This window comes from Streptomyces endocoffeicus (assembly GCF_016741935.1).
GTDB lineage: Bacteria > Actinomycetota > Actinomycetes > Streptomycetales > Streptomycetaceae > Streptomyces > Streptomyces endocoffeicus.
The window spans coordinates 40163-53224 of sequence record NZ_JAERRG010000001.1 but is presented as its reverse complement, the minus strand read 5'-3'; the positions used below and the strand labels follow the sequence as shown (position 1 = coordinate 53224).

The following is a 13062-nucleotide window of genomic DNA, read 5'->3' as shown; positions in this document are numbered from 1 at the left end:
GCTCGCCCTTTGGGGGTCAGAGCCGTGGCCGGTGGATGACACGGGTGTCGGCGAAGTCCCAGAGGATCGGCAGGAGTTGTTCGGGCGTTTCGCTCTGCGGCATATGGCCGGTGCCCTCCAGCAGACGGAACTTAGCGTCCGGGATGGCCTGTGCGTATGCGCGTCCGTAGCCGACGTCCACGACCTGGTCGCTCGCGCCCCACGCGACCAGGGTCGGATGGGTGATCTTGGCGAGACGCTCGGGCAGGGTGGGGTCGGCCATGTTGTGCGGGCCCGAATAGACCTGCAGGGTAGCGCGGTTGGCGGCCGTGATCGCGCGCTGCGTCTCGGTCAGTGCGCTGGGGTCGAAGCGGAACTTCGAGGGGTCGTGGAAGGAAAGGCGGGACAGTTCGGCGGGGGTCAGGGAGAAGGTGTCGGCTATCGGGTGGCCGGGGCCGGGGATGCCGACGGCGTTGACGAGGGTGACGCTGCTGATCCGGTCGCTGCCCAGGGCCGCCAGTTCGGCGGCGATCCAGCCGCCGATCGAGTTCCCGACGACGGCGACGTCCCGCAGGTCGAGCGCGTCGAGCAGGTGGGCGTATACCTGGGCCAGGGTCGTGATGTCGGTCAGCCATTCGGGGCGAAAGGTGACGTCGAAGCCGGGGTGGATGGGGGTGAACACCCTGGCCGACCGCTGTTCGGCGAGGAGGCCGGCGAACGGGGTGACGGTCTGCGGGCCGCCGCCTCCGTGCAGGAGCAGGAAGGGGCGTCCCCGCTCGCCGTGGAGGTCGACGGTGACATCGAGGGTGCCCTGGTCGAGCGTGAGGGTGTGGGTGCTGCGGGTCATTTCCGTGCTCCTCGAGCGGGTCGGTTTCAGGGGAAGTCGGGGCGCCGTCACGCGTAGTCGACTGCGGGGACGGTGGCGTAGCGGCCCATGATCGCTACCGTCGACTCCGGGGTCAGTTCCCGGCCGCTCGCGATCATGTTCCGCAGGTCACGGAAGTACTGCACATACAGGTCCGGCGTGAAGGTGTTGAGCATCATCGCCGGCTCGTCGCCGAGGTTGGCGAAGGTGTGTGGGGCGCCGGGAGGGATCATCGCGAGGGTGCCGGCGGGCGCCGCGTGGGTGGTCTCCCCGATGGTGAAGTGGACGGTGCCGGAGACGACGTAGAAGCCCTCGTCGTGTTGGGCGTGCCGGTGCTGCGGCGGGCCCTGGGTGTGCGGGGCGATGGTGATCTCTCCGATGCCGAGGCGGTGCCCGGTGGTGCTGCCGTCCTCGAGGATGCGCATCTGCGTCGGGCCGAGCTGGATGGTCTCGCCGTCGTTCGGGCCGACCACGGAGACGGTGCTCATTGCTCCTCCTTCGTGAGAGCTGACTCTCATGAGATTAGGGAGTCGAGTTTCGTTATGCAAGTGGACTCTCATGAAGAGAGGAGACTGCTACTGTGTGGAGGGATCGACGGGAGGAGTCGCGTGATGACGGCGCAGACGGGTGTCGGCCGCACCAACCAGAAGCGGCGCACGCGGACGGCGATCGTGACGGCCGCCCGTGAACTCATCGGCACGGGCACCGAAGTGACCATGCCCGCGATCGCCCGCGCGGCCCTGGTCTCCGAGGCCACCGCCTACCGGTACTTCCCGGACCTGCCCTCCCTGATCAGCGAGGCCCTGGCCGGCATCTGGCCGCCCCCCGCCGAAGCGCTCGCACCGGTCGCGGCCTCCGCCGATCCCGTCGAACGCACCGCCTTCGCCTGCGAGTTCCTGCTGCGCGGCATCCTCGCCCGCCAGGGCTCGGTGCGGGCGATGATCGCCGCCACCATCACCCGGCCCCAGACGGTGACCACGCGCCCCGGCATCCGCTTCGGACTCATCGACCACGCGCTCCTCCCGCTGGAGGACACGCTCGGTGCGACGGACCCGGACGCCTTCACCCAGCTCAAGCGGGACCTCGCGGTGGTCGTGAGCGCCGAGGCCCTCTTCACCCTCACCGATCTGTGCGGGCTCGACCCCGACGAGGCCGTCTCCAGCGCGGTACGGACGGCGTCGACCCTCACCGAAGCCGCGGTGCGCGCCACCGCGTAGCGGCGGCGGACCGGCTCGGATGCCACTCCGGTCGTGAACGCCACCGGTTTCCTGCGGCAGGACGGCGGTCGGTCCGCGTTCCGTCATCCGGCGTGTTCGATCTCGCTATGGGTCACGGCGCGCAAGGAAGCGGATGTCCGGTCGATGTGCTGGGCCAGAAGGCGGGACGCGGCGTCAGCGTCCCGTGCGATGACCGCGTCCACCAGGGCCTGGTGCTCACCGGCGATGTCACGGTCGTAGTCATGGCCGATGGGGGTCGACCAGCGGTGGTAGACCGTCGCGGCGTCCCGAAGGGAGAGGGCGACGCTCAGCAAGCGGTCCGCTGCGGCGGCCGCCACGCCGGCAACCGCCGGCCTCGTGGGCTCCGCGCCCTCGAGCCGGGCGGTATCGAGCACCCCGAACACTGCGTCTTCCATCGCCGTTCCCGTGCCGGCGATGAGGTCACCCAGGACGGTCAGTGCCGGGCGACGGCCGGCAGCCGGCGCTCGGCATACGACGGCGCGGTGCTCGACGCGGCGTCGCTGATGCGCATCGGCTCCGAGCGCGCCGGCGTGTCCGGCGTGCCGGGAGCCGGGGGAGATGACCCCGGGCGCCAGGTGGTGGCGGCCGGCGTCGCCGTCGCCGCGGGTGCCCCCGCGCGCTCTACCGCTGCCCCTGATATCGCGTCATCAGGGCGCGGCTACAGAGGTGGGGACTACCGAGGCCGGTGGGGACCGGAACATCGACCGCCTGTCGCCGGACTCGCCGGCCTGCTGCGACCCTTGGCAGGTCGCTGCCGACGTGCGGGCTCGCCTCACCCGTGGGCTCGACGGGTGTGCCCGGGCCCGATCCGTATCGACGGAGACCGAAGGGACGGGCAGGCCACCCAGGCCGCCGTAGAGGGCTGGGGCCGCCTAGGAAGGCGTAATGAACCGCGGCCATTCGCCACCCGCGACGAGCACCTGTGCCGGCGTCGCCCCTGTGTTTCCCTCTCAGCGAACCGGCGTGAGGGCCAGGATCGCCATGTCGTCATGTCGCCGACCCCCGGTCCAGTCGGTGACATCGGCAACGAGTGTGTCCACCACCTCCGACGCCGTGCGGAAACGCCGGTCGGCCAGCCTCGTACGGGGTTCGTAGAAGGCCCCGTGCCGGTCGCGCGCCTCGGTGACGCCGTCGGTCACCAGCAGCAGGTAGTCCCCCTGGCGGAAGGGGAAGGTGTCACAGCCGGACCCGCCGACGCCCTCCGGCATCCCCAGGCCCAGGGGAAGTCCCGGAGTCGATGGCTCCAGCGACGTCACCCGGCCTCCGCGGATCAGATACGGCGGTGGATGACCGCGGTGGTGCAACCGCGCCCGCCCCTCCTCTTCGCTGACCTCGACCAGTACGGCGGTGGCGAACTGCTCCAGTGCGTCCGGCTGGTCGCCGACGTCCGCCGCGAACCGGGCCAGGGCCCGCTCCATGTACTCCGCGAGCTCCCACAACGTCGCCGCCTGCTCCGCCGCCTCACGGAAGGCGCTGGTCGCCACGGCCATGGTGGACACGGCGGGCAGCCCCTTGCCCCGTACGTCTCCGATCAGCGCCCGCACCCCGAACGGCGAACTGCGCACCGCGTAGAAGTCCCCGCCGATCAGCGCTTCCGCGTGCGCACACTCGTAGCGGGTGGCCACCGACACCGGCCCCACCCGCGCGGGCGGCGGTGGCAGGACCGCCCGCTGCGCCACCTCGGCCACGGCGCGCACCGCTGCGAAGCGCTGCCCCTGACGCCGGACCACCCACTTCAGCCACAGCGCGATCGCGCTGATCACCGCCACGTCCAGCAGGTTCACCACGAGCGCCGTCAGCGGGCGGTTCACCAGCACATCCACACACACCACCAGCACACACGCGGCGACCGCGGTGATCACCGCGCCCCGGAACGTCAGCACCATGCAGGCCGCGAGCGGACCGGCGGACAGCAGGGGCAACCCGGCGTACGGCACCGGCCCGAAGACGTCCAACACCACACCGCCGATCAGCAGCAGCGCCGGGACCATGACCAGCAGCCCGGCCCAGCCGCCACGCACCCCTACCGACCCGCCTACCACGCCCCGGCGCCCACCGGCTCCTCGGCCACCGGCCCTCACCTCGTCCGCCATCCGCGCTCTCCTGCTCCGTGTCCTCCGGCTTACGGCGGTGAGAGAGTGTTCTCCCGCCCATACCGCCATTCCCTGCGGCACGGACGGAGTGCGGTCCCACGTCGCATCACCCCCGATCGGTGGCGGGTGGAGGCGGTCGACCTACTCAAGCAGTTACCTGGACGAGCCTGGATGAGCCGACAGGGTGACCCGTCGGGCGGTCGGTCAGTCGCGAACTCCGCTGCAGCACCACGCGCATCACTGACCTGGTCAAAGCCGTCCTGACTGATCGAGGCTGCGGGCCGTAACTTCGGGCGCTATGTGATGGGGCTGCGTAGCCATCCATGGTGTTCAGCGCATCGCCGGGCGGTGGCGAGGACGCTCGCAATGGCGGGCGACGGATCCTTCGTGGGCCATAGCACCGAGAGTTCTGCCACGATCGACGGATCGACGACATCGCGACGAATGATGCTGGTATTGCCCTTCGCGGCGTGCTCAGCGAACGATGTAGGGGCCAAGCCGACATTGCGTCCGCTGGAGAGCCGGGCGAGCATGGCGTTTACCGGCGGTTCCTCGAACGCGCAAATCTTAGGTGAGAAGCCTGCTTCGTGGCACGCGGCGACGATGCCGTCGTAGTACGCCGGTGCGAGACGGCGAGGGAACAGCTGCAGCGTCTCGTCGCGGAGGACCGTCACCGGGATCGTCGGTGCGGCAGCGAGGCGGTGGCGAGTGCTGAGGAGCGCGGAAACGGGCTCTTCACGGAGAATCTCGCCACCTACCCCGTCGAGCGGCTGCGGTGAGAGGGCGAGACCGATGTCCAGGTCGCCCGCACAGAGCCGTTCGGGAATCTCGGCGCTGAAGAACTCTCGAGGATCGACCGTGAAGTCGGGGTGGTCTTCCTGGAGAGCATCCAGAAGCACCGTGAGCGTGTCGAAGCTCGTGACCGGCGTATAGCCCAACCGAATCGTCGTCGCGATCCCTGCCCCGGCCCGCCGGGTGAGCTGCACGGCTTGCTCCAGCGCAGCTAGCGCTATCGGTGCCTCGCGAACCAGCGTCCGGCCCGCCGCGGTGAGCTGCACCCGACGGCTCGAACGCACAAAGAGCGGGGTTTCGAGGGTCTCCTCCAGCTTGCGGATCTGATGACTCAGGGACGGCTGGGAGATGTAGAGACGCGTGGCTGCGCGGCCGAAGTGGAGTTCCTCGGCTACGGCCATGAAGTAGCGGAGGACGCGGGGGCTGACATCCATAGACGAATCCTATTGCCCGGCGTCCGGACAAGTCTTGGACGCCCGCCGGATGGCCGCCGTAGCGTCGTTTCATGCCACGGGGGACGTTCCCACCTGCCCCGTCGAGTCTGGCCGAGCCTGGTCGGATCCGGTCTCGGTTGACGTGACCGGTCTGTGTGGCACATCAGCCCGGGAGGGAGAGAAGCATGAACATCACCGTGATCGGACGAGGCAACATCGGCGGCGGGCCGGCCGACCTGTGGGAACGTGCCGGGCACCAGGTGACGCGGCTGGGGCGTGGAGGTCGGTGACGGGCGGGCCGACGGCGAAGGCGTTTCAACACCAACTTCGCCTCTCTCTTCCGGCAGATCGCCGACGCCCGTGTACAGCCGAGCAACCTGTGGTCCGGTGACGACGAAGCCCAACGCCTTGTCAGGCAGCCCAGTCTCGACGCCGGGTACGGCGCGGTCCGCCTGGGCTACCTGAGCATGGCCGCCACTCAGGAAGGCCTGACCGGCCCGACCTTCGCAATCGCGCAGTCCGGGCTCGGCCGGTTCGTCTACGGGATGGCATCCCCCGAACAGCTCTGACTCTCACCATCGAACGCTCAACCATCACGCAGAAGGAATTATCATGACACGCACTGCAAAAGCCGGACTCGAAGCACTGCTCACCCCCGAGGAGAGCGTCCTGGTGCTCATCGACCACCAGCCCTTCCAGTTCGCCAATCTCAACAGCCACGAATCAACCATGATCGTCAACAACGTCGTCGGCCTGGCCAAGGCCGCGAAGGCGTTCGACGTCCCCACGGTGCTGACCACGGTGATAGAAGAACGTGGCGGCTACCTCATCAAGGGCCTCCAGGACGTCTTTCCGGACCAGAAGCCGATCAACCGCACGTTCATCAACACCTGGGAAGACCGTCGCGTCGTCGACGTCGTGGAGCGAACGGGGCGCAAGAAGCTGATCATTGCCGGGCTGTGGACGGAGGTCTGCGTCGCCATGCCCGCCATCCATGCACTGGGTGAGGGGTACGACGTCTTCGTCGTCACGGACGCCTGCGGCGGGGCCAGCGCCGAGACGCACGACATGGCGGTGCGTCGCATGGAGCAGGCCGGCGTGGTGCCCATCACCTGGATGGCCGTGATCAGCGAATGGCAGCGCGACTGGGCTCGCGAGTCAACGACCGACGCGCTCGCGCAGGTTCTCTTCGACCACGGTGGCGGTACCGGGATCGCGCTCGCCTGGGAGCTGCAGCTGCTGGCCACACCCACCGCCGATGGTGCTGGCGTGTAGCGCTGGCCGCTGCTGAGCCGGAGGGGGCGAGCGCTCACGGCCATGAGCGCTCGCCCCGCCTCCCAGTGTTTCAACGAGCGGTCGGCGACCGCACACCACGAAGAAAAGCGCAGAAACATCGCAAGGATGGTCATGTCCGCCACAGGCACAGACGCGCCAGACGAAAGCGGCACGGGAAACGACGCAGCTCACTCGGAGCGCGCGTTGCGGTACCCGGCAGCCAACGACCGGCACGAGGCGATCACGATCGGAGTGAGCATGTCTCTGACCGGCCCGCTCGGCCTCAACGGGCGTTCGGCCCTCCTCGGCGCAGAAGATCTGGACCGACGACATCAACAGCCGCGGTGGACTGCTCGGGCGTCCCGTCCAGCTTGTCGTCTACGACGATCGAACCGACGGCACGCTGGTCCCCGGCATCTACCGGCGGTTGATGGACGTCGACAGGTCGACCTTGTGCTCGGCGGCTACCGGGGCCTTGCTGGCCACGGAGTCGATGATCGGCGCGAACTCGCTGGTCGACAGCGGATAGGTTCCTGCTGCTGTGCTCCTACCTCGATGACTCGATCGGCCTGGTAGATCCGCGACGGCGTCTACCTGAACTCCTGGACTGAGGCCAGCGGCGCCACCGTGACCCATGTGGAGGACTTCGCCAACGCGACGCTGTACTCCAACGTCACCGTCGACGGCATCCTCTACCACTTCGTCGGAACCATCACGGAGGCGTGACCATGACCGAAAACACCATCAGTGAAAACGATCAGGCCCAGCGCAGCATCGAGATCGTGGTCACCGCGATGCGAGAACTGTTCGTCGAGAAGGACCTCACCGCGCTGGACCGGTACTGGGCCGAGCCGTACGTGAAGACGGGCTGGGCCGGCTCCGCGATGTTCCTGCGGAAGCCGACCCGGCCCGTCTTCGTGGACCGCCCCTTGATGCGGCACATAGGCATTCCTCTCTTCGATGCGGGCTTTGACGATCCGTGCACGCCGTCCGTAGGCGCCAGGTTTCTGTGACCCGGGTGCGACCCGGACCGGTTTCGGCTCGACACGCGGACAGACCAGAACGGGATGATGTGCCGGGTCGTCGATGACACCCACTGTTCCCAGGCGGATCCCTGCCAGCAAGGACCCCCGGGCGTCCGGGACAACCTGAACATGTCCGGGCTGGCCAGAGCAGTTGTCCGGGACAAAGACGCCGAGCCCGCCGCGTAGCTGTGGACGCCTTCAGCCCCGCCCCCCGGGCCTCCGGCGTGGGGCGATGGCTGGGTCGGCGAGGTGCTGCTCGACGAATGCGTTGATCCTGGCCCGCAGGGCGGTCTCGCGGGTCTCCGGGAGCAGTGACTCCTCGGCCTCGCAGTGTGTCGAAGTTCGCTGCCCTTCGACAGAGTGAACGGGGCAACGACCAGTGCGCCGTCCGCGTTCTATCCGGACCCGGTGCGCTATGTGCTGTCCTGTAACTGATGGAGGATGCCGGCTCAGCCGTTTGGGGTGAGACGCTTCACCGCTGATGCGCGTGGCGACCGACGCCGCGTCAGCCGGCAGTGCACACTCGGGTGGAGTCCATTCTCCCCGGAGGCGTCATGCCGCAGTCGGAGTCAGCTGATGCACGGATGCGGGCCTGCGGGGTCGCCGAAGTGTCCGGTCAGGTCCAGTCGCTACGGCTGCCCAGGCCCCAGTCACCCGGGCCGGGCCAGATCTTGCTCGACGTCCTGGCCGCCGGGGTCGGCCCCTGGGACCTGCTGCCTGCCTCCGGTGAATGGGACGTGGGCCTGCGCCTTCCGGCGGCCCTCGGGGTGGAGGGCGCAGGTCGTGTCGTTGCCGTGGGACCGGATGTCACGGCCCCTGCCGTGGGTGACCTGGTGCTGGCCCACGGTGCTCCGCTGCCCGGTCACAGCGGCTTGTGGGCCGAGCAGGTGCTGCTGCGAGCCGCGGACGCGGCGCCTCTGCCCGAAGGTCTGGACCCGGCGCGTGCGGCGGCCCTCCCCGTCAATGGCCTGACCGCCTGTCAGGCTTTGGACTGGTTGGATCTGTCCAGCGGCATGCACCTGCTGGTGACGAACGGGGCGGGAGTGACCGGAGCCCTCGTCCTGCAACTCGCGGTCGCGGCCGGAGTCCATGTGACGGCGACGGCGTCTCCCCGATCCTTTGACCGGCTGCGCCGACTGGGCGCGACAGACGTCATCGACTACCGCCGCCCCGCCTGGCCGCGCGAGGTCGGTCGCGTCTTCGACGCGGCGCTCGCCGCAGCCCCCGGAACGGCCGCCACCGCCGGGGAACTCGTCCGCCCGGGTGGCCGGCTGTGCTCCATTACCTCGGACGCCCCGGCCGCGAGCGCTGAACTCACTACGACCGATCTCTACGTCCGTCCGGACGCGGAGACTCTCGCTGTCCTCGCCGGCCGGCTTCGCGACGGCGTACTCGACCTGCCCACGGAGGTACTTCCCCTTGATGAGGGCCCCGGCGCCTTCGACCGGTCCTCAAGGGGCCTCACCGGCGGAACCAAGCTCGTACTCCGCGTCGCCGGCCCGGCTTCCTCGGACACCATGCCGGCGTAGAAACCCAGCGACTCAGTTGCTGGGACTTCGAACGTGTACTGACCGGGTCAACAGCTCGATGGACAACGCGCCTGTCGGCCCTCACCTCGATGGGTGATCACCGTGCGGCTGGTGTGATCACCGCGTCCTTCCTGGATAGCCCCGTTCACCGGGCCGACTGGTCGTGGTGGTCGGCCACCCCTGCCCGGCACCACACCGTCACCATCGCTGACGGCGGCTGCCCCGGGCACCGGCCTGGTCATCCCGCACCCTCTGTCCGCGGGCCGGCGCTTTTACCGTCGGTGTGCGCTTCCGGGTGTGTGGTGCCTGGAGGCACACCGAAAAGGGCACGGCCGATGGCACGGACAAAGTTCGACAAGCAGGCGGAGGAGTCCGCCGAATATCTCATGTTCGGCATCGGCCGGATTCTGACCGGCCGGGACTTGGACGGCGTGAAGCGCACCGGCGCCATGTTCTGGCGCTCGGGCACCCGGTGCCTCGTCGAGGCGGCTCTCACATGGCCGAAACCGCGCCTCTCAATACGCCATGTGGCGCATTGTCCCCACAGCGCCATCGCGGTTCCATGCTTGCGGACCTCCAGTGGGGAACTGGAGGAGAGACCGTGTCCTGACTGGGGGGAAAATGAGGGGAAACGCAAACTGGAGCGCCACCAGATGTGTGCGGGCCGCCTTAAGCGCGGCGGTCGTGGTCTGCGCGGTTACGACGGTGCTGCCCGGAGCCGCTTCGGCTGAGCCCATGACCGTGCCGGGCGTCGCGAGCGACAGCGGAGCCGGGGTCGAGCGGATCAGCGTCGCGACCGACGGCACCCAGGGCGACGGCGACTCCGTCGGCGCCACGATCACGACCGACGGCCGACGTATCGCCTTCTCGTCGTTGGCGAAGAACCTCACGCCCGCCAACCCGGTGACATGGGAAAGGGTGTTCGTCCGCGACCAGGGGGCGGGCCAGACCACGCTGATGAGCAGCATCACCCCAACGAATCAGGGCCCGGTGATCAGCGATGACGGGCAATACGTCGCCTTTTGGGGGCTGTTGCAGAGAGACACGAAGTCCTTTCTGTCTCAGGTGAGCTCGGGAAGCACGATCGGCATCAACTGCCCGGGCCTCAGCTGCAGCCAGCCGTCGCTGAGCGCGGGCGGCCGCTACATCGCCCAGGTCGCCACCTTCAATCGACCGCCCTCCCGGCAGCGCATCGAGGTACGGGACTGGCGCGCCGGTACCACGGAGACCGTCGCCGAGTTCGGCCACACCGCCTCGGCCCGGCCGTCCATCAGCGGCGACGGCCGTTTCGTCGCCTACCAGGACGGCCAGGCGGAGGACGTCTTCGTGTGGGACCGGACCGACGACACCTCCTCCGGCCCGATCGAGGGCCCGTCCAAGGCGGCGACACTCGTCCAGCTCAGCAAGGACGGCAGCAAGGTCGTCTACCTCTCGGGCTCCGACACCTACATCCACGACGAGAGCTCGGGCACCGACCAACTGGTGCCGAACGTGCGGGGCGTGGCCATCGATCCCACCGGCCGCTATCTGCTGTACGCCCCACACGACACGAACGGACCGTCGCTCACACTGCGCGACCTGGAGACGGGCACCGACGAGATCGTCTCGAACCAGCCCGCCTCGGCCGGGACCGACGCGGTCAGCGCCGATGGGCGCGACGTGGTCTTCCATTCCACGGCCGACGACATCGTGCCCGGCGACACCAACGGCAAGTCGGACGTCTTCGTCCGCCGCTTCTACTGATCGGCCCGGTTGTCGCGCTCTCCGGGTGCCGCACTGCTCCCGCGCCCGCGCGGGAGCAGTGCGGCACCCGCGACAGCCCCCGACCATGAACCCCGCCGGGCCGGCCGTGAGCCCGACCAAGTCGTCGGCCCGGTCGACCACGGGCCTGACCATGGCAGGTCAGGAGTCTGCGGCGACGGCTCCAGTCGCTCGGTGGGGCGACCTGGTTGTAGTCGACACCGTCGATTCGATCGCGCGAGTCGTTGGCCTCGCTCTTTCCGCTGCGGTGTCCGCTGTTGATGAAGGCTTCGGTGGCACCGACCCGCTTGTCCGGCCGAGGGCCGTAGGCGCAGGGAGTGCGGGGTCGGACGTGCGGTCGGGAGGACGCCGGCCACGATCAGGCGGGGGATTTCGGTGGCGCTACGGGCGTGCCTGATGATCCAGATGCTCTCTTCGACGTCGCGGTAGCCAGGCCATCTTGCCGTTGTTCCTGGACAACGGAGTGTGGGGCGCGGTCTGCGGGGTGTGCGCGTTGGGTGTGCGTCGGATGCGCGGGGCTGGGCTTTGAGTGATCGACCCGCTACCGCTCCACCCGTATCCGCCTCGACTCGCTCACGTCGATCTCCGACTCCTGGACCGTGGTCTTCATGGTCCAGGTGCCAGGGAGGGCACACCGCCCGAAGGCCACGGATCTGGCTGGGTGTTTCCTCATGATCTTGGCTCTTTTACTCGGACGCATACGAGCCGACCGCCGCATCAAGGCCCCGTACCAGGTGCAATGCCGCTGCGGCCCCGAGTGCGGTTGTGGTCCCCCCAGAATGTTGGAAAAGATTCGATGGCGTGTTTTGATGACGCTCGTGACCGACGACCTACCAAGTGTTGACCGCTTGGGCAAACTCGGTCGGCTGTGTGGTGTCCTCACTGACCGGATCGATGAGATCAGCGAGATGCTGACGGAGCGCATTCGCACGGAGATCCTGTCCTACGCCCAACTGCCGCGCGAGGAGCATTACCGGACGGTCCGGGCGACCGCGCAGACTCTGCTGTCGAGCCTGGCAGCGGGCGAGGAGCCGGCCGCCGACCAGTTGCGGGAGATTCAGCTGGCCTCGCGTCGGCGCTCCTATTATGGGCTGCCGGTCTATGACGTACTGGCCGCCTTCCACGTGGTGGCCCGCGAGCTGTGGGAGCAGCTGCGCCAGGCGCACGACGGGGACGAAGGCGCGCTGATCGAACTGGTGGGGCCGATCTGGCTGTGGATCCAGGCGATGAGCAGCGTCGTCGTGGACGCGTATATCGAGGAGGCCGGGGCCCGGCACAGCTACGAGGCCGGGCTTCGCCAGCGCCTGTTCGAACTGCTGCGCGGCGGCGGTGCCACGGATGAGCAGGTACGGGAGATCGCACGGGAGCTCGGCTTCGATCTGTCCGGTCGGTTCCAGGCGTTGTGCGCCCCCGCGCGGGCCTGGTCACAGGGCCAGCTGGATCCGCTGCACCGGGCTGCCCGACAGCTCGGCGGGACGGTTCAGTGCGGTTTGCACGGAGCAGTGCTGATCGTCCTCGCGCAGAATGTGCCCACGGCGAAGGTGGTGTCGCGGGTGTCACAGCTGGGTGGCAGCGGGGCGCTGCTCGGCGTCGGGCTGCTCCGGGAGGGCCTGGTGGGTGCCGAAATGAGCATCGGGGACGCGGAGAGGGCCCTGCGCCTGGCACCGGGGGACGGAAGCGGCGTCATCCACTTCGAGGACGTATGGCTGCAGGCGAGCCTGACGGGCGGTGAGCAGCGACTGGAGCCGCTGTTCACGCGGGCCAGGCAGGTGGCACGGGAGAACCCGATTTTGGTCGACGCCGTACGGGCGTTCTCCCGGTGCGGTTTCACGCTCTCCGGTGCTGCCACCGAACTGGGGGTGCATCCGAACACGGTTGGTTACCGGCTCACCCGGTGGCAGGATCTGACCGGGCTCGACCCTCGGACGCTCCCCGGTCTGCTGCGTTCCGTCCTGGCGGATCTGACTGATCCCGGGTAGCCGGCGGTTCTGGGCGGGCCGACGCTTTGTGGAATCCACATGATTCCGGTCCGGCATCCCGGCGTTCGCCCAATGTCCGGCAGCGGCTCGCT

At 68.7% G+C, this 13062-nt stretch carries 14 protein-coding genes; 8 read left to right on the top strand and 6 right to left on the bottom strand.

All coding sequences use genetic code 11. From position 1 onward, the window contains the following. Positions 1-16 precede the first annotated feature (16 nt). On the bottom strand, positions 17-826 hold the full coding sequence (locus JK364_RS00265) for an alpha/beta fold hydrolase (RefSeq protein ID WP_201846278.1): 810 nt from the start codon (positions 824-826) through the stop codon (positions 17-19). A gap of 47 nt (positions 827-873) precedes the next feature. Beyond that, positions 874-1332, bottom strand: a complete 459-nt coding sequence (locus JK364_RS00260) for a cupin domain-containing protein (protein WP_201846276.1) — start codon at positions 1330-1332, stop codon at positions 874-876. A 123-nt stretch (positions 1333-1455) separates the two neighbouring features. On the opposite strand from JK364_RS00260, the gene JK364_RS00255 reads away from it, so the two are divergent. Further along, on the top strand, positions 1456-2061 hold the full coding sequence (locus tag JK364_RS00255; RefSeq protein WP_201846274.1) for a TetR/AcrR family transcriptional regulator: 606 nt from the start codon (positions 1456-1458) through the stop codon (positions 2059-2061). A gap of 83 nt (positions 2062-2144) precedes the next feature. Here JK364_RS00255 and JK364_RS00250 read toward each other — a convergent pair whose 3' ends face one another. The 3 genes from JK364_RS00250 to JK364_RS00240 form a co-directional block, all read right to left on the bottom strand. After that, positions 2145-2477: an FCD domain-containing protein gene (locus JK364_RS00250; RefSeq protein ID WP_201846272.1), complete on the bottom strand. Its 333-nt coding sequence runs from the start codon at positions 2475-2477 to the stop codon at positions 2145-2147. Between the two features lie 555 nt (positions 2478-3032). Next, positions 3033-4175 (bottom strand): PP2C family protein-serine/threonine phosphatase, encoded by a 1143-nt coding sequence (locus JK364_RS00245; RefSeq protein WP_230991236.1) that lies wholly within the window; start codon positions 4173-4175, stop codon positions 3033-3035. A gap of 296 nt (positions 4176-4471) precedes the next feature. Next, positions 4472-5401, bottom strand: a complete 930-nt coding sequence (locus JK364_RS00240) for a LysR substrate-binding domain-containing protein (protein ID WP_201846270.1) — start codon at positions 5399-5401, stop codon at positions 4472-4474. Between the two features lie 612 nt (positions 5402-6013). Here JK364_RS00240 and JK364_RS00235 point away from each other — a divergent pair. The 6 genes from JK364_RS00235 to JK364_RS00215 all read left to right on the top strand — a co-directional run bounded on the left by JK364_RS00235 (position 6014) and on the right by JK364_RS00215 (position 10973). Continuing rightward, positions 6014-6676, top strand: a complete 663-nt coding sequence (locus tag JK364_RS00235; RefSeq protein ID WP_201846268.1) for a hydrolase — start codon at positions 6014-6016, stop codon at positions 6674-6676. A gap of 576 nt (positions 6677-7252) precedes the next feature. Further along, positions 7253-7402 (top strand): MoaF-related domain-containing protein, encoded by a 150-nt coding sequence (locus JK364_RS57970; RefSeq protein WP_372461917.1) that lies wholly within the window; start codon positions 7253-7255, stop codon positions 7400-7402. Between the two features lie 2 nt (positions 7403-7404). Next, entirely contained in the window at positions 7405-7689 is a 285-nt protein-coding gene (locus JK364_RS54925; protein ID WP_230991235.1) for a hypothetical protein, read from the top strand. Positions 7690-8255: 566 nt separating this feature from the next. Beyond that, complete coding sequence (locus JK364_RS00225; protein ID WP_201846265.1) at positions 8256-9230, top strand: NADP-dependent oxidoreductase; 975 nt, start codon at positions 8256-8258, stop codon at positions 9228-9230. Between the two features lie 335 nt (positions 9231-9565). After that, positions 9566-9961, top strand: coding sequence for a hypothetical protein (locus JK364_RS00220; RefSeq protein ID WP_201849003.1), 396 nt, complete (start codon positions 9566-9568; stop codon positions 9959-9961). Between the two features lie 4 nt (positions 9962-9965). Then, complete coding sequence (locus tag JK364_RS00215) at positions 9966-10973, top strand: TolB-like translocation protein (RefSeq protein ID WP_307841110.1); 1008 nt, start codon at positions 9966-9968, stop codon at positions 10971-10973. A gap of 559 nt (positions 10974-11532) precedes the next feature. Here JK364_RS00215 and JK364_RS56830 read toward each other — a convergent pair. Beyond that, positions 11533-11664, bottom strand: a complete 132-nt coding sequence (locus JK364_RS56830) for a hypothetical protein (protein ID WP_269146164.1) — start codon at positions 11662-11664, stop codon at positions 11533-11535. 175 nt (positions 11665-11839) lie between these two features. On the opposite strand from JK364_RS56830, the gene JK364_RS00210 reads away from it, so the two are divergent. Next, positions 11840-12970 (top strand): PucR family transcriptional regulator, encoded by a 1131-nt coding sequence (locus JK364_RS00210; RefSeq protein WP_201846261.1) that lies wholly within the window; start codon positions 11840-11842, stop codon positions 12968-12970. Positions 12971-13062 lie beyond the last annotated feature (92 nt).